Origin of the sequence: Mucilaginibacter sp. CAU 1740, assembly GCF_039839285.1 — a bacterium.
GTDB lineage: Bacteria > Bacteroidota > Bacteroidia > Sphingobacteriales > Sphingobacteriaceae > Mucilaginibacter.
Genome location: NZ_JBDOQS010000001.1, coordinates 898,586 through 920,906 on the forward strand (window position 1 = coordinate 898,586; position 22,321 = coordinate 920,906).

Genomic DNA, 22,321 nt, shown 5'->3' on the forward strand with positions numbered 1-22,321 from the left:
AACCAAACAGCAAAATATTTGTTAACAGGATAATGACAAGCAAAGGCCAACAGGTTATACAGCAATGGTACGCGGAAAAAAAGTGGGAACAATTCCCTTTTCAGGCAGAGATGATGGATGCTTACCTGGGCGGCTATTCGGGCTTGTTGAATGCGCCAACCGGTAGCGGAAAAACCTTTGCGCTGTTCCTTCCTTTTTTGGCCGGGTTCATCAACAAGCATCCCGATACTTATAAAACCCAACAAAATAATGGCCTGCTGATGCTTTGGATAACGCCACTACGCGCCCTAACCAATGATATCCGCAAAGCCATGCAGGAAGCCTGCGACGAGATAGGCCTGCCATGGCGAATCATGACCCGAACCGGCGATACATCAGCTGCAGAAAAATCCGCCCTCAAAAAAAAGTTACCCGAAGTACTGCTCACCACCCCCGAAAGCCTGCACCTGATGCTGGCCCAAAAAGAATATCCGAAGTTATTTAGCCAGTTACAGGTGGTAGTGATCGATGAATGGCATGAGTTGTTAGGGACTAAACGTGGCGTACAGGTAGAGTTGGGATTGTCTAAGTTGAAAGTCTTAAGTCTTAAGCCGGAAGTCTTAAGTTCTAAGTCCGAAGTATTAAGTCAAAAGTCAAAAAACTTAGAACTTAATACTCACGACTTCGGACTTAAAATCTGGGGTATATCAGCGACCATCGGCAATCTCGAACAAGCTGCCGAAGTTTTGTTAGGAAATGATTTCCCTCAGCAACAAATAAAAATGGTGAGGGCCAACCTGGAGAAGAAGTTGGATATCCGCTCTATCATTCCCAAAAACATCGAAAACTATTCGTGGGCGGGGCATATCGGTTTAAAGCTGTTGCCCGAAGTAATGGAGATAGTGGCCAAAAGTAAAACCACGCTGATATTTACCAATACCCGTTCGCAGTCCGAAATTTGGTATCACGCTATTTTAGATAATTATCCTGAGTATGCGGGAATTATGGCTATGCACCATGGCTCGTTAGATAATGAACTGCGTAACTGGGTTGAAGCTGCTTTACATGCTGAGGCTTTGAAACTGGTGGTTTGTACATCGAGCTTGGATTTGGGGGTGGATTTTCGCCCGGTAGATACAGTGGTACAGGTAGGCAGCCCAAAAGGAGTTGCTCGTTTTATGCAGCGTGCAGGTAGGAGTGGGCACCACCCGGGGGCTACATCGCTGGCCTATTTTGTGCCTACTCATTCGCTCGAGCTGTTGGAGGGTGCTGCCCTAAAAGAAGCCATTAAAGATAAAATATTTGAAAGCCGTGACCCGATGTTGCTCACCATGGATGTGCTGATCCAGTATATGGTTACGCTGGCTGTATCAGATGGTTTTCGGGCTGAAGAGCTTTTCAAAGAAATTAAAACTACATACGCTTTTGCCGATCTGAGCCGAAACGAATTTGGGCAACTCCTTGATTTCATTACCAGCGGTGGCAAAACCTTGGCTCAATACGATGAGTTTTTAAAAGTAGAGGTTGAAAACGGCCTGTATAAAGTGAATAGCCGCCGGGTAGCTATGCGTCACCGCTTAAGTATCGGCACTATCACCAGCGAATTGAGTATCCGTGTAAAGTGGCTAAGTGGAGGTAGCTTAGGCACTATTGAAGAATCATTTGTATCCAAACTAAAACCCGGCAATACCTTCTGGTTTGCAGGGCGAAGCCTGGAGTTTGTACGGGTAAAAGAGATGACGGCCTTTGTTAAAAAATCAAACTCAACCAAAGGAATCATCCCAAGCTGGAACGGCGGGCGGATGCCTTTATCATCGCAATTGGCAGCAGTATTCAGGCTGAAATTGGATGAAGTTGCCCATGGCCTTGAACGGGACGTGGAAATTAAAGCACTAAAGCCACTTTTTGATTTGCAGCAACAGTTATCTCATTTACCCCAAAGCCATGAGTTTTTGATCGAATCTTTTAAATCCAAAGAAGGGCATCACCTGTTGTTTTATCCTTTTGAAGGGAGGTTGGTACATGAAGGTATGGCATCGTTGCTGGCCTACCGCATTAGCAAAATTAAAACAGCCAGCTTTTCTATCGCCATGAACGATTATGGTTTTGAGCTGCTCGCCGACGAGGATATCCCTATTGAAGAAGCATTGGAAGACGCGGGCTTTTTTTCGATAGATAACCTGATAGATGATATCCAGCATAGCTTAAATGCCAATGAAATGGCAAGACGAAGGTTTAGGGATATAGCCCACATTGGCGGGCTGGTATTTACAGGCTATCCCGGTCAGCAGATTAAAAACAGGCATTTACAGGCATCGACATCTTTATTGTTTGAGGTTTTTAGTGAATATGAGCCGGATAATTTATTGATCCGCCAGGCTTACAATGAGGCGCTGGCTTTTCAGTTAGAAGAGTTTAGGTTGAGGGCCGCCTTGCAGCGCATCCAGAAACAAAATATTATTTTAAAAGTGATTGAACGGCCAACGCCTTTCGCATTCCCGATAATGGTAGATAGCCTCGGCAGGGAAAAACTCACTACCGAAACGTTGGAAGAACGCATAGCCAAAATGGCACGCAGCTATGGTGCCGAAGGTGTGGCTGAACCTGCTGAGCGTAAAAGCAGGAAGCCTGGGATTACGAGGAAGAAGGGGTTTTGAGCTAACAAACTTGTTACCTGATCCTATTAAACCTATCGGTAACGTTTAAGTCTAAACAACAAAACACCTATCCAGATCAAGTATGAAAAACCTAAAACTGCACCATTTAATTATAGCGCTTTGTTTTGTTATAACATCGTGCGTTACAACAAACTATTTGGGGGATACTTATCCCGCTACCGATAAAATCGACGTATTTTACGATGCCAAAGACGTGAAGAAAGAGTATAAGGTAATTGGCCATTTAATTACCGACTACACAAGCGATTCAATTGAAGCTAAAGAGGCATTATCAGGAAAAGCGAAAAAAGTTGGCGCTGATGGCATTATTATATTGCAGGTTACCGGCAGTGGTGATCATGCATCTATCCGGGCCGATGCTATAAAATATAATTAAAGCGCCTTTTAATCCCCGCTGTCCGTAGACTCCGTCTACGGACTAATATGCCCGGAGTTTGCAACTCCGGTAATAATGCTTTTTTATACCTTTGCCACCATGGAAACCATCACCTGGCATGATTTTGAAAAAGTAGAATTGAGGGTAGGCACCATCCTGGAGGCCATCGATTTTCCCGAAGCCCGTAAACCAGCTTTTAAAGTAAGGGTTGATTTTGGCGAGTACGGCATCCGCTGGTCCAGCGCGCAGATCACCAAGCATTATACCAAAGAGCAGTTGGTTGGCAGGCAGATAGTTGGTGTAACCAACTTTCCTAAAAAACAGATAGCCAATTTTATGTCGGAGTTTCTGGTTACCGGTTTTGCCGATGAGAACGGCGACATTGTATTAACCGCTGTGGAAAAACCTGTGCCAAACGGCAGCAAACTTATTTAAATGAGATACATCAGTTTTGAGGACGAGCCAGCCATATCGCCCGATGAATATTTTATGGGCGAAGCGCTAAAAGAAGCCCGTTACGCTTTAGAGGAAGACGAGATCCCCATCGGCGCCATCGTTGTTTATAATGGCCGCATCATTGGCAAGGGCCATAACCTTACCGAACGCCTGAATGATGTATCGGCCCACGCAGAAATGCAGGCCCTCACCGCCGCGGCAAACCTGATGGGTGGTAAGTATTTGCAAGGCTGCACGCTGTATGTAACCATGGAGCCTTGTGTAATGTGCGCCGGGGCATCATACTGGTTTCAGGTAAGCAAAATAGTTTTCGGCGCTTTTGATAACAAACTGGGCTTTGGCCGCATCAATCAAAAAATAACCCATCCTAAAACTATCATCACCGGCGGCATCCGCGAGGCCGAATGCAGCCAGTTGGTGAAAGATTTTTTCAAGGGGAAGAGGAAGAAATAGGATCAGAATTTACAGGATTTTAGAATTTACAGAATGATTTTATTCGCCAATGTGCATTCTGCTAATTCTTAAATTCTGAAAATCCTGATCAAAAACATGACAATTATTTAGAACAAATCCATTTATCAACCCTTATATTTGTTACGTCACAACAAACATTAAACTTTAAAATTAATAACTAAAATTATGGCATTTACACTACCGGCGTTATCCTACGCTACCGATGCTCTGGAACCGCACATTGATAAACTGACCATGGAAATTCACCACGGCAAACACCACCAGGCTTATGTTACCAACTTAAACAAAGCTTTAGAAGGTAAGCCTGAGGCTGATAGCAACATTGAAGATATCATCAAAAATATCTCAAAATTCCCAGCTGCTGTACGTAACAACGGTGGTGGTCACTTTAACCATACTTTATTCTGGACTTTGTTATCACCAAACGGTGGTGGCGAGCCTACTGGCGCTTTGGCCGATGCTATTAAAAGCACTTTCGGTTCATTTGCCGATTTCAAAACCAAAGTATCTGAAGCAGGTGCAACTCGTTTTGGCTCTGGCTGGGCCTGGTTAATTGTTACTGCCGATAAAAAACTGGCTGTAACTTCAACTCCTAACCAAGACAATCCATTAATGGACATCGCCGAAGTAAAAGGTACCCCAATTTTGGGCATCGACGTTTGGGAGCATGCTTACTACCTGAAATACCAAAACCGTCGTCCGGATTACTTAGCTGCTATCTGGAGCGTAATTAACTGGAACCACGTTGCTGAGCTTTACGCTAAAGCAACCGCTTAATTTTATTTAAGCTGATATTGAAAGCGGCAGGATCTGATGGTCCTGCCGCTTTTTTTGTTATCCACCATGTCATTGAGAGTAAGTAAAAGCCGAAGCCTCTGAAGGGTTTATGACATTAGGCGGGATGGCCTGTCACCCTGAGCTTGTCGAAGGGTCGCGCGCAGAGGCCCTACCCACTATGCTTCGACAGGCTCAGCATGACACCCATTTTAAACTTGTCATGGGCAGGCGCAAAGCAATTTCCTTTACAGGGCGGATTTGCATAGTTGCTCGGCTAATCGGCGATTGCTTCGTGCCTCGCAATGACGTGATGAAGAAATTGCTCTTCAATTATAAACCAAAAGCATATTGCTATTATAATCTACTAACTTTGTGGACTTTTTTACATCATGATCAAAAAGCCCATCGAAACCCTCCTCGCCGAATCAAAAGACGAAGGGGAACACTCATTAAAACGCTCCTTAGGGCCGGTTAACCTTATCCTCATCGGGATAGGCATTATTATAGGTGCCGGTTTGTTTTCGTTAACCGGTATAGCGGCGGGGCAACATTCGGGCCCGGCGGTTACCATATCATTTTTAATTGCGGCGGTAGGCTGTGCTTTCGCGGCACTTTGTTATGCCGAGTTTTCGGCTATGATACCGGTGGCGGGTAGCGCGTACACCTATTCATACGCTACCATGGGCGAGCTGTTTGCCTGGATCATCGGGTGGGATCTGGCCCTGGAATATGCAGTTGGGGCCGCTACTGTGGCTATCAGCTGGTCGCAGTATCTAACCAAATTCTTATCTTGGTTTGATCTGTACCTGCCTCCTCAGCTTACAATTTCGCCTTTTGAAACTGCTAAGGCAGCAAATGGTGATGTAGTGAGAGGATTGATCAACCTGCCAGCCGCTTTGATCGTGATTCTGGTAACCAGTATTATCATCCGCGGTACTAAAGGCTCGGCCTGGGTTAATGCTGTTATAGTAACGTTAAAGGTAGGGGTGGTGTTGGTATTTATAGCGGTAGGCTGGTCGTTTATCAATCCGCAAAACTATCACCCTTACATTCCGCAGAATACTGGTGTATGGGGCGATTATGGCTGGTCGGGGATATTGAGGGGTGCCGGACTGGTATTCTTCGTATTTATCGGTTTTGATGCTGTATCAACCGCAGCGCAGGAAGCTAAAAATCCGCAACGTAATATGCCTATCGGTATTATCGGTTCCTTGCTGATCTGTACTGTTTTGTTTATTGTATTTGCCCATGTGATGACAGGCATGGCCAACTATAAAGAGTTTATAGGCTCGGGCGCACCGGTGGCCATAGCTATTGAGAAAACAGGTTACCAATGGCTGAGCAAGGCCATTGTATTGGCAATATTGATAGGTTATACATCGGTTATTTTGGTTGACCTATTAGGCCAATCGAGGGTTTTTTTCTCTATGTCAAAAGATGGTTTGCTACCAAAAGTGTTTTCGGAAGTGCACCCTAAATTCCGCACGCCCTGGAAATCTAATATTGTACTCTGCGCTTTTATCGCCATTTTCGCCGCGTTTGTTCCCATCAAGGTAGTTGGCGAGATGACCAGCATTGGTACCCTGCTGGCCTTTGTAATGGTATGTGCCGGGGTACTTATTTTACGCAAGCAACAACCTAATATTCATCGCCCGTTTAAAACTCCGCTTGTTCCGTTAGTGCCAATACTGGGCATCTTAACTTGCTTTGCCATGATGACTTTTTTGCCTGGCGATACCTGGTTACGCCTTATCATTTGGCTTGCAATTGGTTTGGTTATCTATTATACTTACGGCAAAAAGAACAGTGTTATCCGCAAAATGCTCGCGGATAAGCAGCAGCGCTACTAATTAATGACGGAAGCTATTTTAAAACTGAAAGTTGAACGCGTAAAGTGGGAATCGGCAGATGTTGCTACGTTTTATTTAAGCGCGGTTAATGGTCGCGTTATACCTTATGAAGCAGGCCAATTCATTACACTGATATTTAATCATAGGCAGGAAGAGATCAGGCGGTCATATTCGCTAAGTTCATCGCCCGCTGAGCCGTACCTTGCTATCACCATCAAACGCATCAGCAATGGCGAGATCTCCCGTTTTATGCTTACCAAAATAAGTGAGGGGGATACTCTTACCGCGTTGACTCCGGCAGGCCGGTTCATCATCAATAATTATCAGCAGCAAAAAGATATTTTTTTATTTGCAGGTGGAAGCGGGATCACGCCGATATTTTCGCAATTGAAATATGTGTTAGCACGCGAAGGTAAAAGCAGGCTGGTGCTCATCTACAGTAACCAAAACGCCAATTCCATTTTATTTAAAGATGAACTGGAAAACCTGGCTGCTGAGCATCCCGAAAGGTTAACCATCATCCACCTGCTTAGCAGCGAGGCTAACCGTTTAAATACGGATAAAGTTGAAAAGTTGGTTAGGCAACATACCCGCTTTAGCGTTGCCGAAGCAGAGTTTTATTTATGCGGGCCGTTCCCTTATATGCGCATGATCAGATTCGATTTGGTTTATATGGGGATTGAAAAAGATAAAATCCGCCGTGAAAATTTTGTGCTTGAAACGGTTCCGGTTACTACAGCTTTTACCAGTTTCCCTCCCCGCAGTATCAAAATACAATACCTCGGTGAGTTACACGATATTGTGGTTGGTGAAAATCAATCTATCCTTCAGGCTGCCCTTCAAAATAACATCCCGCTGCCCTACAGTTGCCGCGGCGGTGTTTGCTCAACCTGCATGATGAAATGTACTGCCGGAAAAGTTGAAATGGCGAAGAATGATGTGTTGACCGATGCGGATATTGCCCAGGGATGGGTATTGACTTGTACAGGCCATCCTGTGGATGATGGAGTGGTTATCGGATTATAGCCAAAAACGTCATTGCGGGGTACGAAGCAATCGCATACTATACGGGGCCGGCCCTGCTTGCGTGCGATTGCCACGCTACGCTCGCAATGACATGTGGGTAGGAGCTACTTAGTTAGCCGGTAAATGCTGCCTCACCGTCCTTCTATGCACCACAGTTTTAACCTTTTTCGATTTGGATTTTTTACGCTTACCCAGCCAGATAATAAAGCCGGTTATTGGCAAGCTGGCGCAAATTAAACTCGCCAAAAAAGCGATGATCTTACCCGGCAAGCCTAAAATTTGTCCTACGTGGATATCGTAGTTCATATAATTCATTTTAGCACCGGCGCTGCGCTGTTCATGAGCTGTGCGGTTTAACAGCCTCCCGCTGTATTTATCAAACGAGTAGCTATCGCTTTTATAATAATGCATGGTTTGCGCGTAAGCTGTAACTCCTACGGCACCGGCTTTAGTGGCATCATCATAAATCAGGTACATTTCGGCTTTTGGTGAACCTGCTCTGGCAGCCAGGAGCGCTTTATTAATAACCTGGGTAGTATCTACCTTACCAATTAATAACGAATCGGATTTAAATACAGCCTTTTCTTCCGGATGTGCTTTGCCAAGGTTGGCCGTGGTGTAAATGCCTTCACGCACCCAATCATATGCGATGGATAGGCCGGTAATTGCTAAAATTATGGCAACGCTTGTAGCATAAAAACCCAATACGTTATGCAGATCATAATTTACCCTGCGCCAGCGGCCGCCCCATTTGATAGTGAAACTGCGTTTGCGGTCGCTTTTGCGTTTTGGCCACCACAACACAATGCCGGTTATCATCAGCACGATAAAAACAATTACCGATACGCCAACCACCATCTGACCAACCTTTGCAGGCAACAGCAGGTATAGGTGAATGTATTCAACAATAATGAAAAAGTTTTTGGTAGGGCTTTCGGTGTGGATGATCTTACCTGTGTATGGGTTCATGTAAACATACAACAGCCCTTGCTTGGGCACGCTTACTAAAACACCGGCCGGGCGGTCAATGCCGTAATAATAAATATAACTCGCGGTAGCACCTTTTCGGCCTTTTAAAGCCTCTGCTTTAAGCAGGGAAGGAGCCATGTAGGGTTTGCTTTGAACTTCTACGTGACGATAATCATATAGCGCATCCTGGATCTCATCCTGAAAGCAATAGATACAGCCGGTAATACTCACTATAAACACCACAAGCCCGGATATAAATCCGAGCCAGCGATGTATAAATAATAGGGTTTTCTTAAATGGCGTCATGCATTAAAATCTATAGCCAATACTTAAGCGCACGTTGGTTGGTGCTTCGGCTTGCCATGTGTAAACGGTTTTGCCTTCGGCATTGAGGTAATCCTCGTGGCCACCAGAGTATAGATATTTATTAAGTACGTTGTTCACATTTAACGCGAAGCTTAACTTTTTGATCTGGTACGATGCTCCGGCATCTAAGCGGAAGTAGTTAGGCAGATCGGATGTGCCGGTGCCAAGGCTCCATGGCAAACGGTCAATTTGCCATTGGTAACCTGTTGAAAAGCCCAGACCTTTCAATGTGCCGTGTTGTAAGCGGTAGGTTAACCATGCGTTAGATACATGTTTAGCAAATCCTGGTACCGGTGTGCCAATAAGTGTAGCATCCGTATTTTTTGAAATTTTCGAATCGGTATAAGCCCAGTTAACCATCAGGCTAAGGCCGGTAATGATCTCGCCGCGGGCATCAAATTCAATACCTTTAGTACGGGTTTGGCCTAATTGTACCACATAGTTTTGTGATGGATCGTTGTGGTTTGGATCGGCTACCAGCTGGTTGTTTTTGAGGATGCGGTATGCTGATAATGATGTGTTCCATTTGCCATCAAACCAATCGCGTTTTATACCAAACTCAAGGTTGTTGCCTGTAATTGGTTTAACTTTTTCACCACCGAAGATATTACCGTTTTGCGGCACGAATGATTGATCATACACACCATAAGCCGAGGTTGAAGGATCAATGCTTACACTAAGCCCTACACGCGGTGTGAATTTTTTGCTGCTTGCCTCTTTGGGTGTTGCATATGGATCGGTTGTTACCGCGTGGGTATAACGACCGGCAAGGGTTAAACGTACTTTCTGATCAAAAAAGCCTAATTCGTCCTGTGCGTAAAATGACTGGTATTTTTCGGTAGTTACAGAACTTGCTCCCCGTACACTAAGCGGCTGCGACCTATCAAAAGTAGGCAAAGTAACCGGGCCGTTGTTTGGATTGTGGATATTGAAAGGGTTAGCCGGATCTGGATCTAACGAACCTGATTGCAGGTAATCTGGGATATAATATTTGTCGCCGATATCAACACCACCTAATAAACGGTGAACAATTTTGCCTGTATTAAACTCGCCGTTAAAAAATGCCTGGGCAAATTTATTTTTGTTAACAGCATCCCACAGGCCAAGGTTACGATCAACATCACCATTTGCTTTGATGCTGTTTATCCAGTAGCTATAGGCATCTTGTTTATAGTAAAAATAAGCACCTTGCGCAGTAACTTTCCACTTGCTGTTAAAAGCATGTTCATAAGTTAAAAAAGCGCTATGGTCTTTTATGCCCGATGATGGTGAGTTTGATGGGGCGTTGGTAAAATCACGAGGTAACGAAGCATAACCATCTGTCGAGAACAGGTAAGCAGTACCAAAAGCGTTCATGCGCTGGTACTGGTAAGTGTACTCGGCAGTAATGGTGTTTTTGCTATCAAATTTGTAGCGTAATACCGGGGCGATAGCCGTGCGGTTGGTGAAATCATAAGGGCGCCACGATTTTGACATCTGCCCCATCAGGTTAAGGCGGTATTGTAATTTACCATCTTTGGTAAGCACGCCATCCAGATCGGCAGTGGCACGGTAGCTGTTAAAGCTGCCTGCGGTAAAGTTGAAAGCCTGGCTTGTGGTGCCTGTAGGCTTTTTAGTTACTACGTTGTAAAAGCCCGATGGATTACCATTAGCCAACATAAATGCGGCAGGGCCTTTCACAAATTCAATCCTGTCAACAAACGACATATCTTCGGTAAGTGGCCCCCAGGTAGCTTCGATATTCATACCGTTGCGGAAAGGTGCAAGCCTGTCGCCGCGGCCGTTAACACGGGCGTAGTTGCCCCAGTGCTCCTGCATGGTTAAACCGCTCACGTTGCGCGATACGCCTTCAAGCATGTTGAAAATTTGCTGGTCTTTGATCTGGTCTGATGATACAACCTGGATGTTCTGAGCTACTTCAAGCAATGGTTCGTTAAGCCTTAAGCTTGGTGAAGGATCATCTATCTTATATTTTTGTTTACGTCCTGAAATCAACACCTCACCAATTTGGTTGGCATTTTCGCGCAGCATAAAGTTTGCTACCGCGCGCTGGCCATCAGCCACTTCAATTGTTTTTTCTTCAGGCGTTAAACCAACAAATGTTGCTTTAATGGTATAGCTGCCTGGCTTTACTTTATTAAAGGTAAAACGACCGTTTTCGTTGGTAACGGTGCCGCTGTTCACTCCATCGCCTTTAAGGCTTACGGTAACACCCGGCACGGTTTGGCCATCGGCTGTTGTAATGGTACCGGTTATGGTGCCGGGTTTAACATCGGCCTTTGCCGGTTTTATATTAAAGAGGAGAAAAACTACCAGGAGGGAAAAAGAAAGTAATTTACGAAATGTGTGTAGGGGTTGATTCATTGTTATTTAGACTAAATATAAATAATTGCCGCAAAAATAGTCACGCGAGTGTTACAATGCAAATTATTTATAATAAATCTAAATAAAAGGATATTGATGCTTGACTTATAGTCATTTACGTGACCAATAGCTTTAAGATCTATCCTAATTGATTGTTGTGTTGTTGGTTGAGATTAAAGTGTTGAGGGCACAGTAGTATTTTACAAGAAGATTTAAAGAGACTCCAACTACTCGAACAATCTGATCAGTTGGAGTTAAGACTTACGAAGTTTTTAAAATTTCGTAAGTCTGCCCTGTATTATAAGCTAACGTCTTTGTTTAATATTTAAAATGAACTGCTTCCAAAATGGAAATAGCTAAAAAAGCAGAACTGTATCTCCCTCCTTTATTCTATATATCCATCACCTCTTTCTTCTTCTTGCTCTTCATCCGTTTGGGCACAAACTCAAGGATCTCATTTTTCAAAGCCTCTATCATACGTCGTTTTAAAAAGTTACGTTGTATCACGATACTCACTTCGCGGGCAGGCTCAGGCGAGCGGAAGTGGCGTACTTTATCAAGCTGTTTCTCGGTAAGTTCGGATAGGGCAAGTTCGGGTAGGATGGTGGCGCCGTTATTTTGATCAACCATGCGTTTAAGGGTTTCAACGCTGCCGGTATTGTACTCAAAATGCTGAAAACCACGGGTTGATTTGCGTCGTTGGCAAATGTTCAATACTTGCTCGCGCATACAATGTCCTTCGTTCAATATCCAGATCTCTTCCATATCGATATCATCCGGAACGATGTTTTTCTTTTTAGATAGCTTGCTGTTTTTTGATACGTAGGCTACAAAGTTTTCATAAAATACAGGGATCTCGGTAAGGCTGGTTTCGTGTAGGGGGGTAGAGAGGATGCCACAATCAAGCATGCCTAATTTTAATTGCTGGATGATCTCTTCGGTGGTTTGTTCCCAAACTACCAGTTTTACCTGTGGGTATTTTTCGATAAAACCGTGAATGATCTTAGGCAATATATAAGGTGCTACAGTTGGGATAATGCCTACGCGTAATTCGCCGGAAAGTTCCTTTTGCCTGTCGGTGATGATCTCTTTGATCTTTTCACTTTCAGATAGCATGATCCGGGCCTGATTAATGATCTCGATACCAATTTCGGTAGGTACAACGGGTTGTTTGCTGCGATCGAAGATCTTTACACCGAGGTTATCTTCCAGTTTTTGCACCTGCATGCTAAGCGTTGGTTGGGTTACAAAACACTTATCGGCGGCGGCCACAAAACTGCGGTAGGTATCAACCGCCACAATATACTCCAGTTGTGTAATAGTCATGTAATATAGAAAAATACTATACGAAGATAATAATTATTGATTTTTTCTATTGAAATATTTTTGTCAAGTTTGAATTATCAAACACAACTAATATGGAAAACAAAAGGAAGCTCACCACTGCCTCGGGCAGGCCTTATGTAGAGAATGAAAATTCGATGACTGCTGGCCCACGTGGCCCGGTTTTGTTACAGGATTATATTTTGCACGAAAAAATGGCACACTTTAACCGCGAACGGATCCCCGAGCGTGTTGTGCATGCTAAAGGCTCTGGTGCTTACGGTACATTTACCGTTACAAACGATATCAGCCAATACACCCGCGCTAAAGTTTTTAATACTATAGGTAAGCAAACCAAATTATTTTTGCGTTTTTCAACCGTGGGTGGTGAAAAGGGCTCGGCAGATACGGAGCGCGATCCGCGTGGTTTCGCCATTAAATTTTATACCGAAGATGGTAACTGGGATCTGGTTGGTAACAACACCCCGGTGTTTTTTATAAAAGATGCCAAAAAGTTTGGCGATTTTATCCATACCCAAAAACGCGATCCATATACCAATACCAAAAGTGCAACCATGATGTGGGACTTCTGGTCGCTTAATCCCGAAAGCCTGCACCAGGTAACCATTTTAATGAGCGATAGGGGCACACCTTACGGATACCGCCATATGGATGGCTTTGGTAGCCATACGTTTTCGCTTATCAATGCAAAAAATGAAAGATATTGGGTAAAATTCCACTTCAAAACTCAGCAAGGTATTAAAAACTTTACCGATGCCGAAGCTGCCGAAATGCGTGGAAAAGCCCCTGATTTTGCTCAGCACGATCTGTTAACGGCTATTGATAATGGTGATTTCCCAAAATGGACCTTGAAGATCCAGGTAATGCCCGAAGCCGATGCCAAAACATACCACATCAATCCCTTCGATTTAACCAAAGTATGGCCGCATGCCGATTACCCGCTGATTGACGTAGGCGTGTTGGAGCTAAGCGAAAATCCGGATAATTACTTTGCCCACGTAGAGCAGGCTGCTTTTGCACCGGCGCACCTTGTTGATGGTATTGGTTACTCGCCAGATAAAATGCTGCAAGGCCGGATCCTTTCATATCCGGATGCGCACCGTTATCGTTTAGGTGGCAATTACGAGCAGATCCCGGTAAATAAATGCCCGTACCTGGTAAGCAATTATCAGCGCGATGGCCAGATGACAGTAAATGGCAACGGAGGTTCAAACCCTAACTATTTCCCTAATAGTTTTGATGATATCGAAATAGATCAAAGCTATAAAGAACCGGCTTGGGATTTCGGTAGCCCTGTAGGCGACTGGTACGACCGTAACGCCGAAGGCGAAAACGACCACTATACCCAACCCGGCGATTTGTACCGTTTGATGGATTCGCAAGCCAAAAAAGATCTGATCAACAATATCGTAAACTCGATGAAAGGTATCGAGGGTCCGAAAAAAGATCTGATCACTAACCGCCAGCTGTGCCACTGGTTCAGGGCCGATATCAACTTAGGTATGGCCATAGCCAAAGGCCTCGAGCTTGACCTGGCCGAAACTATGAAGCAGATGCCTCAATGAGTTTAATCCCCCTACAATAACTTATGAAAAAGAACGGCTGCCTTGAAAAGGTGGCCGTTTTGCTAACCTGTTAAAAAACGTCATTGCTTCGTACCTACCCATAATATGTTTAAAAAAGGGTGTCATGCTGAGCTTGTCGAAGCATGGTGGGCGGGCCTCTGCGTGCGACCCTTCGACAAGCTGCCATTGACAAGTCTATAACGCGTTGATAATCAGGTCTGAAAAAAATGTCATTTCCAATGCGATTATTTGTGCGCAAATATACCCCAACTCAGGGTGACAGGTCGGCCCACCTGATGTCATATAATCCTTCAGAGGCCCTGGCTTTTATTACTCGCAACAACGTGCGGTTATTTACATAAAACTATTGAAAGTCTTACTCATCCCTCCAACTGCTTCAAAACCATCTAGCATAAGTGTTTCCAATAGGCACAACCCGTCCCCCAACCTCAACCTCTGTAGCCGAATACGTTTGAATATGACCAAGCGCGATGATATACGAGCGGTGCACCCTCATAAAATGGCTCACCGGCAATTTCTCTTCAAAATAGGTTAGCGTTTGATATGTTATTATTTTGCGGTCGATGGTGTGTACTTGTACATAATCTTTAAGGCCTTCAATATATAGGATGTCTTTTAACAGCACCCTCACCATTTTTTTATCGGCTTTAATGTAAATGAAGGCTTCGGTTATATCATCTGCGGTGTTAACTTTTACAGTTTCCTCTTGGTTCACAGAATTTGTGAGGCTTTCATATTTCTCGATCGCCTTTAAAAATCTATCAAACGGAACGGGTTTTAACAAATAGTCTATCACGTTAAGCTCGAAGCTTTCGAGGGCGTATTCGCGAAAGGCGGTTGTTAATATCACCGGTGGTGAATTTTTAACCGAACGCAAAAGTTCAAGGCCGCTTAGCTGCGGCATTTTAATATCCAGGAAAAGCAGATCAACCTTGTTGTTTTTTAGCGCTGTGAAAGTTTCGGCTCCATTGATGCATGAGGCCACAAGGCGCAGCTGTGGTAACTGCGAAATGTAGCGCTCAATAATGCCCCGGGCAAGTTCTTCATCGTCGGCCAAAACACAGTTAATTATTTTCATAGGTCTATTTTAAGTTCTGCTTCAAACGATTCATCATTTTTGTTAATACGGAGGGTGTGCCTGTTAGGATAAAGCAGTTTTAGCCGCTGTTGCACATTGACAAGGCCGATACCGGGTTTATTGGGTATTGCTTTGTTGGTATAACTATTCTCTACCTTAAAAAATAGTTGCCCATCTTTATAATTAAGGTTTATAGTTATCCAGCCCGAACCTTCTTCCACGCCATGTTTAAAGGTGTTTTCAACAAATGGTAACAGTAACAAAGGGGCTATGTTTACGCCGCCTGTAAGCCCTGCACATTGAAAGGAAACTTCCACGCGGTTACCAAAACGGGTTTGTTCAATGCTGATATAGTCTCGCAGGTAATTGATCTCATCGTTAAGCGGCACCTCATCATTTGCTGTTGAGTAAAGCATGTAGTGCATCAATTGCGATAAGCGGAGCACCATGTTGGGCGCAAGATCCGATTTATCGAGTGTTAGCGCATACAGGCTGTTAAAAGTATTGAACAGGAAGTGAGGGTTTACCTGGGCTTTCAATAAATTGAGTTCGGCCGTAAATTTTTCTTTTTCTACCTGTCGCAAATGTTTTTCGTGCCTTATGTTATCCCTCATCAGCCTAAACATCATGGTAATGGCAGCCACAATGCTTATTTCTAAAGCCAGCCGAATGATCCTGATCGGGATCCATAAATGTTTTACCTCTTTTGCATACCGGGCTGGGTTGTGAACCTGTTCCCAGGGCAATATCAAATAATGTGTAAGCGTGCGCACTAAGGTGCCTCCGCTAATTATCAGTAATAGAAAAAATAGCCCGTATAAAATATAACGCCGCCTATTGTACAGGCGGGGCATCAGCACCTGCAGGTTTATATAGGTGACCGCTATGGTTACAGGTACAGATACGCCGATGACTTGTGGGGGAAATTCAAACCGAAGCTCATCTACATCGGCCCATTTATAAACTACTGCCTGGTATAAAATATAGGCCAGCCAAAACAAACCATGCCTTAATATATCCCGGTACTGTATGTTTTTAAATATAGGCATGGTTAAAAATCGGGATTTTTTGCTGGTCGGAATAATTTTTTCGTCAACAGAATATAATCAACTGTTAACCGGGTTTTTGTTACCGTAAAATAAGTTAAACCGGCTAAAACTATTGTTAACGGCTTGTGATCTACCGTTCATCTAAAAATAAAAAATAGGCCGGTATTTATATTTCTATTTGCTCAGAATCAACAATATAATAACAAATGAAAAAGTTTTTGATCATAAACTGCCTTTTGTTGGCAGTTGTAGGGCAACTAAAAGCACAAACATACCGCAATTATGCGCATGTAAAAGAGTTAGGTAAATCAGGCCCTTATAATAACACTCAACATCAATCATTTCCGGATTTTACGTATCAGCCGTCCTCAAACCCTCAGCTGGTTGAACTGCGGAAAACGTTCAATCTTGATTCGGTAGCAGGTAAAGGATCTCAAATCGATAGGGTAATCCGTTTACTAAACTGGTTTCACAACCAGGTGCCGCACCAGGATACTTTAAATATCGATTCGTTGAATGCCATGAACGTGATCTCCTTTTATCGCAGCCATAAAGTAGGGCAGGGCTGTTATGTGCTGTCGATAGGGATGAACGATGTGTTTTTAGCCATGGGCTTTAAATCGCGCAGCGTGATCTGCTTTTCGGGCTTGTACCCGGTGGCGCATGGCGGGCATGTGGTTAATGCGCTTTATATCGATTCACTGAACAAATGGATCTATATCGACCCACAGGAAAACGCCTACATGAAGGACGAAAAAGGCATGTTTTTAAGTATTGAAGAAGTACGCCAACGAATAATAGACGGCAGGCCTATCGTTTTAAACAGTACCGCCAATTATCATAACATTCCAACCAAAAAGGAAGATTACGTTTATACCTTTTTAGCCGAACACCTGTACCGGATGATTTGCCCGGTGGTAAGCGAATACAATTCGCAAACTATTACTCCCGGCAAGGTTTTTACTTATGTGGAACTGCTGCCGGCGGGAAGTAAAGATCCTAAAACCGATAGGTTTGAAACATCCATAGGCGAACGGTATAATGTGATCACTTTTCATACTAATAACAGCAGCGCGTTTTGGAAAAAGCCGTGATAGGGTTTTAAGTAACTAAAAATGTCATTGCGAGCGCAGCGTGGCAATCGCATGCTATACAGAGCCGCTCTGCCTCCGTGCGATTGCTTCGTGCCTCGCAATGACATTTCTTAAAATCAATTTCTGCGTAAAATCTACAGCTCTGTTTTCTTTCTCCCCCAAAACAAATCGCATAAATCCTTACTTTAGGATATATGCTGCCATTACTAATTTCCCAACAAATTCGCGAAGGTGATGCCTATACCATCGCCAATGAACCGATCTCTTCTGTAGATTTGATGGAACGTGCCTCAAGGGCTTTTGTAGGTTGGTTTGTAAACCGCTTTCCCGATAAAAACGAACCCATAACTTTTTATTGCGGTACCGGGAATAATGGGGGCGACGGGCTGGCTATAGCCCGCATACTTTGCGATCATCATTATAATAAACTTAAAGTTATTATTGTTAGGTTTTCGGCAAAGGTATCCGACGACTTTCAGGTAAATTATGAGCGATTAAAAGAGACTTGCGTAACCATAAAAGAGCTTGAGAAAGGAGAGGAGATACCGGAAGATAGCAGTCGCGTAATTATAGACGCTTTATTAGGTAGCGGACTCAATAAGCCACTAATCGGCGATTATGCCAGACTGGTTAATTTCATTAACGGGTTAAACAAAACCATAGTTTCTGTTGATGTGCCCACCGGCTTTTTTGCAGAGGGCGAGGTAGCCAAAGATACCATAGCGATAAAGGCAAGTCTGGTAATCACCTTTCAACAACCCAAGGTCAATTTCCTGCTGCCCGAATCGGCACTTTATGTTGATTGCTGGGAGACGGTTAATATCGGAATCAGCGAAAAGTTTGCATATTCAGTAAACTCGCCATATCAATTGGTTGAGGAGAAGGATGCGAGGCAACTGTTGAAACCCCGTCACCATTTTAGTAATAAAGGAACTTATGGGCACTCGCTGTTGGTGGCTGGGCAAGCTAAAACAATGGGAGCGGCTTTGTTAAGCTCATCTGCAGCAGCACATGCAGGTGCGGGGTTAATTACCGCTTGTATTCCTGAAAGCGGCTTAATTGCTTTAAATAGCTATCGGCCCGAGGTTATGGCAATCACCCGAAAGGAGAAAGAGCTGCCCGAAATTGATTGGGATAAATTTGCTTCGATAGCGGTTGGCCCCGGCTTAGGAAAAGATGATGACGCGTTAAAATTGTTAAAAGACATCATTAAAAATTACAAAAAGCCTTTGGTTATTGATGCCGATGCCCTAAACCTGCTTGCCGAAAACCCCGCCTTGTTTGCTGAATTACCAGACGGAAGCGTGCTAACCCCGCACATGAAAGAATTCGACAGGCTTTTTGGTGATCATGATAACTGGTGGCAGCGCCTGCAAACAAGCATCAAAAAAGCCAAGGAGTTAAAAATTTGTATCATCCTCAAAAACGATTATACTATAACTGCTATCCCCGATGGTAAGGCCTATTTTAATTCGACAGGTAATCCCGCTATGGCCAGTGGGGGGATGGGAGATGTGCTAACCGGCATAGTTGCCGCCTTGTTAGCACAGAAATATCCGCCGGTTGAGGCTTGTATCCTCGCGGTGTATATTCATGGTAAAGCTGGTGATGAATTGGCCTTGCCTAATAGGCTCAACGTAGTTTTGCCGGGTAAGCTTATCACGCAACTCCCGGTAACTATGGCAAAGTTAAGGGCATAAAAAAACGGCCTGCAAGTATCATACAGCCGTTTAATTAACTATTAACTGATCTTATAAAAGAACGAAATACTCAAATTTGGGATGTTAGGTTTTTATTTTTCATGTTGTTTGGTAGCCTAACTAATCATAAGACGCATGTACATCTCTATTAGTTACAAAAAAACGAATAATTGGTTTGGCTTTAGGTTAAAAATATGTTAAATAATTTACATTCTGTACTTTACATTTACATAATGTAGATTTTAGATAGGTTATAACGCAAAAAAAGCGGATATAGTTTGCAATTGCAAACTATATCCGCTTTTTTTATTGAAATACCCCCATTTGGGTATCTTTTTATGCTGTTTTTAGTATTTCCCTAACACTACCATCTCGCTTAGTGTTGGGCTAACGCTGCCTCCGCGAGGTTCAAGTGTTACTGCAAACGCATCTGCATTAGCTATGGCCTTCATGTTTTTGAAGCCGCTTGTATCAGATGTAGCATCAAATACACCCAGATCAACCGGTTTACCGCCAACCAATGCCCAAAGCTGGTACTGGTGAGTGCTATCGTTAGCAGGCAGTTTAAGGCCTTCCATATCAATAACCACTTTTTGTTTAGTTGGGCTGAATGCTACCGTCATCACCGAGTTAGGTGACTTGGCTGTACCTTTTAAGTGGATGAGTTTAAATGATGTATCGCGCAGTAAGCTTAGCTCATCGTCTTTAGCGCTAACTGTATTGCTGAAACGCTGGGTTTGCAGCTGCATAGCGCTCAGTTGGTTATCTGTAGCCTGCAGGCGTTGATAAACATTGATCAATGCAACCGTTGCGCCTATCAGCAAAGCAAGGCAGGCTGCAAAAGCATACTTATAAAAGTTTGATGATTCTTTTTTAGGCGTGGTCATTGGTACAACGTTTTCATGTTGTACGTGGGTTGGCGACGGGAAGTTGTTATCGTCGCCAAAATTAGTTAACAGGCTACCTAAAATACGGCCACGCAGGTGTTCGGAAGGCTCAATAGCGTTTTCTTCGGCATATAACTCCATCGATTGCTCAATTTCATCCAGTTCGGCCTTAACAGCCGGATGCTTTGCAGCCATCTCCTCAACCTGTAACCGTTCGGCCGGGGTAACTTCCCCCAGTACGTACAGTTCAAGTATCCCTGTTTCTATATATGCTTTTACGTCTTCCACTGTTAATTAAAATGTTTTCTTAGGTCCTGTATGGCCATTCGCAACCTTGTTTTAATGGTTCCCAGCGGTATGCCTAATTCTTCGGCGGCTTCCACGTGGGTATAACCTTTAAAATAAACAAGGTCAATGATCAGCTGTTGCTCGGGTTTAAGGGTTTGTACTAACTCTTTAACACCCATCAACTCAGGTTTGTAAACTGTATTCCTTTGCTCGTCAATGAAAGTTACGTTATTTTCAATCTCCTGGTTTTTGTTTTGGTTCTTAAAATCTTTTGATCTGATCTTATCTATCGCCAGGTTACGGGCAATATTAACCATCCAGGTAAATAAACGGCCTTTTTCGGTACTATAGCTGGAAAAGGAATGCCATATTTTTACAAAAGTTTCCTGTAAAACATCTTCGGCAATAGCGGTATCATTTATTATGCGTGATATAACCCCGAACAACGAGGCCGAGTACATATCGTACAACGCTTCTACGGCAATTTTCTCCCGATGCTGTAATGACAGCACCAGTTCTTCTTCCGACAGCGATATTTTGCGTTTTTTACTCAACTTGGTGAAGATATAAAGGAATTATCACATTTCAAACAAGTGTTTTTCCGCGTGATATGAAGAACGTACCAACGGGCCGCTCTCAACATATTTAAATCCTTTATCCAGACCAAATTGTTTGTATCGCGCAAACTGGTCGGGGTGTATCCAGTCAATAACAGGGTGGTGGTTACGGGTTGGCTGCAGGTATTGGCCCAGTGTAAGTATGTGTACACCAGCTGCTAACAGGTCGTCCATCGCTTCCAGAACATCCTCTTCGGTTTCGCCTAAACCAAGCATAATGCCCGATTTGGTGCGTAAACCGGCTTCAGATATATGTTTTAAAGCTTCTAAACTACGGTCATATTTAGCCTGGATACGTACCTCTTTAGTAAGACGACGCACAGTTTCCAGGTTGTGAGATACTACTTCGGGGCGGGTTTCTAAAACACGGGCCAGGTTATCCCAGTTGCCTTTAAAATCGGGCAGGAGGGTTTCCAGAGTAGTATCGGGGCTTTCACGACGGATGGCGTTGATGGTTTCGGCCCAGATAATGGAGCCACCATCTTTCAAATCGTCACGATCTACCGAGGTGATAACACAGTGCTTTACCTGCATCAGTTTTACCGATGAGGCTACACGGTTTGGCTCATCAACATCAACAGCCAATGGCCTGCCGGTTGCAACGGCGCAAAACGAGCACGAACGAGTACAAATGTTACCAAGTATCATGAAAGTAGCTGTGCCGGCACCCCAGCACTCGCCCATATTAGGGCAGTTACCACTTTCGCATATAGTGTGCAGCTTATGGGTATCAACCAGGCTGCGTACGTGGGCATATTCTTTTCCTGTAGGAAGTTTAACCCTAAGCCAATCAGGCTTACGCACGGGCTGGCTAACAGCAGGAACTACCGGCAAATCAATCATAATGCAAATGTAGTTAAAAACTAAATACGGTTATTATTCCATAAACGGTTGTAAATGGAATTGAAAATGAAATGACTTAAATTTAAGCTTATAAAAGCAACCATGGCCGGATGGCCATGGGCTAAAATATCTAATTCAATACTTCCAGCGTTTCATCAACAGAAATACCGCTGTGTGATTGATCAAGAACACATTCGCCATTTTTAATAAGTAATAACTGAGGCGATTCGTGATGTACCTGGAACAATTGTGCTACCTGGTTTGATAGATCGCGAAATTTGATCAGGTCTAAAAAATAAAGGGGCATATTTTCGGGAAGATCATCCCAATCCAGCTCGAAGCGCCTTTTGGCCATCATGCTGATAGAGCAACGTGTGCTATGCTTAAATATCAGGCTATATCCTTCTTGTTGTTTGATCGCCATAAGCTGATCGGCCGTCTCCAACGATATCCAGTTCATAAATCTTATTATATAGTTAAAAGTGCTATAAATTGTAATTATAACACAAAAAACGCATAA

19 protein-coding genes are annotated in these 22,321 nt (G+C 43.7%); 10 read left to right on the forward strand and 9 right to left on the reverse strand.

Going from position 1 to position 22,321, the window contains the following annotated elements; genetic code table 11:
• The first annotated feature begins 32 nt into the window (after positions 1-32).
• The 7 genes from AAFN85_RS04105 to AAFN85_RS04135 all read left to right on the forward strand — a co-directional run bounded on the left by AAFN85_RS04105 (position 33) and on the right by AAFN85_RS04135 (position 7,616).
• Complete coding sequence (locus AAFN85_RS04105; RefSeq protein ID WP_347525686.1) at positions 33-2,636, forward strand: ligase-associated DNA damage response DEXH box helicase; 2,604 nt, start codon at positions 33-35, stop codon at positions 2,634-2,636.
• 82 nt (positions 2,637-2,718) lie between these two features.
• Complete coding sequence (locus AAFN85_RS04110) at positions 2,719-3,033, forward strand: hypothetical protein (protein ID WP_347525687.1); 315 nt, start codon at positions 2,719-2,721, stop codon at positions 3,031-3,033.
• Positions 3,034-3,132: 99 nt separating this feature from the next.
• On the forward strand, positions 3,133-3,468 hold the full coding sequence (locus tag AAFN85_RS04115; RefSeq protein WP_347525688.1) for a tRNA-binding protein: 336 nt from the start codon (positions 3,133-3,135) through the stop codon (positions 3,466-3,468).
• Positions 3,469-3,942 (forward strand): nucleoside deaminase, encoded by a 474-nt coding sequence (locus AAFN85_RS04120; protein WP_347525689.1) that lies wholly within the window; start codon positions 3,469-3,471, stop codon positions 3,940-3,942.
• 186 nt (positions 3,943-4,128) lie between these two features.
• The gene (locus AAFN85_RS04125) at positions 4,129-4,740 is read left to right on the forward strand and encodes a superoxide dismutase (protein ID WP_347525690.1); all 612 of its coding nucleotides are present in this window, start codon (positions 4,129-4,131) and stop codon (positions 4,738-4,740) included.
• 389 nt (positions 4,741-5,129) lie between these two features.
• Positions 5,130-6,590 (forward strand): amino acid permease, encoded by a 1,461-nt coding sequence (locus AAFN85_RS04130; protein ID WP_347525691.1) that lies wholly within the window; start codon positions 5,130-5,132, stop codon positions 6,588-6,590.
• Positions 6,591-6,593: 3 nt separating this feature from the next.
• Entirely contained in the window at positions 6,594-7,616 is a 1,023-nt protein-coding gene (locus tag AAFN85_RS04135) for a ferredoxin--NADP reductase (RefSeq protein ID WP_347525692.1), read from the forward strand.
• A gap of 108 nt (positions 7,617-7,724) precedes the next feature.
• Here AAFN85_RS04135 and AAFN85_RS04140 read toward each other — a convergent pair whose 3' ends face one another.
• The 3 genes from AAFN85_RS04140 to AAFN85_RS04150 all read right to left on the reverse strand — a co-directional run bounded on the left by AAFN85_RS04140 (position 7,725) and on the right by AAFN85_RS04150 (position 12,641).
• Entirely contained in the window at positions 7,725-8,891 is a 1,167-nt protein-coding gene (locus tag AAFN85_RS04140) for a PepSY-associated TM helix domain-containing protein (protein ID WP_347525693.1), read from the reverse strand.
• Positions 8,892-8,894: 3 nt separating this feature from the next.
• Positions 8,895-11,315, reverse strand: a complete 2,421-nt coding sequence (locus AAFN85_RS04145; RefSeq protein WP_347525694.1) for a TonB-dependent receptor — start codon at positions 11,313-11,315, stop codon at positions 8,895-8,897.
• Between the two features lie 390 nt (positions 11,316-11,705).
• Complete coding sequence (locus AAFN85_RS04150) at positions 11,706-12,641, reverse strand: LysR substrate-binding domain-containing protein (RefSeq protein ID WP_347525695.1); 936 nt, start codon at positions 12,639-12,641, stop codon at positions 11,706-11,708.
• Between the two features lie 92 nt (positions 12,642-12,733).
• Here AAFN85_RS04150 and AAFN85_RS04155 point away from each other — a divergent pair, with 92 nt between their 5' ends.
• The gene (locus AAFN85_RS04155; protein ID WP_347525696.1) at positions 12,734-14,224 is read left to right on the forward strand and encodes a catalase; all 1,491 of its coding nucleotides are present in this window, start codon (positions 12,734-12,736) and stop codon (positions 14,222-14,224) included.
• A gap of 397 nt (positions 14,225-14,621) precedes the next feature.
• Here AAFN85_RS04155 and AAFN85_RS04160 read toward each other — a convergent pair whose 3' ends face one another.
• Positions 14,622-15,323 (reverse strand): LytTR family DNA-binding domain-containing protein, encoded by a 702-nt coding sequence (locus AAFN85_RS04160; RefSeq protein ID WP_347525697.1) that lies wholly within the window; start codon positions 15,321-15,323, stop codon positions 14,622-14,624.
• Entirely contained in the window at positions 15,320-16,372 is a 1,053-nt protein-coding gene (locus AAFN85_RS04165) for a histidine kinase (protein ID WP_347525698.1), read from the reverse strand. The genes AAFN85_RS04160 and AAFN85_RS04165 overlap by 4 nt, the downstream gene beginning before the upstream one ends.
• A gap of 206 nt (positions 16,373-16,578) precedes the next feature.
• Here AAFN85_RS04165 and AAFN85_RS04170 point away from each other — a divergent pair, with 206 nt between their 5' ends.
• Together AAFN85_RS04170 and AAFN85_RS04175 are read left to right on the forward strand one after the other, a co-directional pair.
• On the forward strand, positions 16,579-17,466 hold the full coding sequence (locus AAFN85_RS04170) for a hypothetical protein (protein ID WP_347525699.1): 888 nt from the start codon (positions 16,579-16,581) through the stop codon (positions 17,464-17,466).
• Between the two features lie 194 nt (positions 17,467-17,660).
• A complete protein-coding gene (locus tag AAFN85_RS04175; protein ID WP_347525700.1) occupies positions 17,661-19,166 on the forward strand; it encodes an NAD(P)H-hydrate dehydratase in 1,506 nt (501 codons plus the stop codon).
• 347 nt (positions 19,167-19,513) lie between these two features.
• On the opposite strand, the gene AAFN85_RS04180 is transcribed toward AAFN85_RS04175, so the two are convergent.
• The 4 genes from AAFN85_RS04180 to ytxJ all read right to left on the reverse strand — a co-directional run bounded on the left by AAFN85_RS04180 (position 19,514) and on the right by ytxJ (position 22,261).
• A complete protein-coding gene (locus AAFN85_RS04180) occupies positions 19,514-20,341 on the reverse strand; it encodes an anti-sigma factor (protein ID WP_347525701.1) in 828 nt (275 codons plus the stop codon).
• 2 nt (positions 20,342-20,343) lie between these two features.
• Positions 20,344-20,895, reverse strand: coding sequence for a sigma-70 family RNA polymerase sigma factor (locus AAFN85_RS04185; protein ID WP_347525702.1), 552 nt, complete (start codon positions 20,893-20,895; stop codon positions 20,344-20,346).
• 24 nt (positions 20,896-20,919) lie between these two features.
• Complete coding sequence (gene lipA, locus AAFN85_RS04190; protein WP_347525703.1) at positions 20,920-21,801, reverse strand: lipoyl synthase; 882 nt, start codon at positions 21,799-21,801, stop codon at positions 20,920-20,922.
• A 130-nt stretch (positions 21,802-21,931) separates the two neighbouring features.
• Positions 21,932-22,261: a bacillithiol system redox-active protein YtxJ gene (gene ytxJ, locus AAFN85_RS04195; RefSeq protein ID WP_347525704.1), complete on the reverse strand. Its 330-nt coding sequence runs from the start codon at positions 22,259-22,261 to the stop codon at positions 21,932-21,934.
• Between the last annotated feature and the right edge of the window lie 60 nt (positions 22,262-22,321).